General features: G+C 52.8%; 1 protein-coding gene. It reads left to right on the top strand.

Annotation, left to right across the window (positions count from 1 at the left end; genetic code table 11):
* The coding region (locus tag IEQ44_RS17155) for a hypothetical protein (RefSeq protein ID WP_227487619.1) at nucleotides 1-285 on the top strand (285 nt) is incomplete at its 5' end.
* Nucleotides 286-316: the final 31 nt, after the last annotated feature.

The following is a 316-nucleotide window of genomic DNA, read 5'->3' as shown; positions in this document are numbered from 1 at the left end:
CGAGGAGGGAGCGAGAGAATGAGAAAAAAGGAACAAGTGAGGCAGGGCCAGGGGAAAGGAGGGAGAAATCCAGAGCGAGGGGTGGGCAAAGAGAAGAGGGTTGGGTTTCTAATGGTGTGTGCTGCTATAGCTGACCGCGGGTTGCCGGATGACCTTGGCCATGTCACGCTGCCATCTGCTCTCTCTCTCTCTCTCTGGTCTTTGTGCAGACACAAGGCTCTTGGTTCCATCAGAGGTTTTAAGGCCCTGCTAAAGCAGACTGCTGGGATGGCAGTAATTGAGTAAAAAGGTGGGCAAACACGCAGGTCAAAAGTTA

Source organism: Nocardioides malaquae (assembly GCF_015070385.1).
In the GTDB taxonomy this organism is placed as follows: domain Bacteria; phylum Actinomycetota; class Actinomycetes; order Propionibacteriales; family Nocardioidaceae; genus Nocardioides; species Nocardioides malaquae.
The sequence above is the reverse complement of the archived record's forward strand: the minus strand, read 5'-3'. Positions and strand labels throughout refer to the sequence as shown.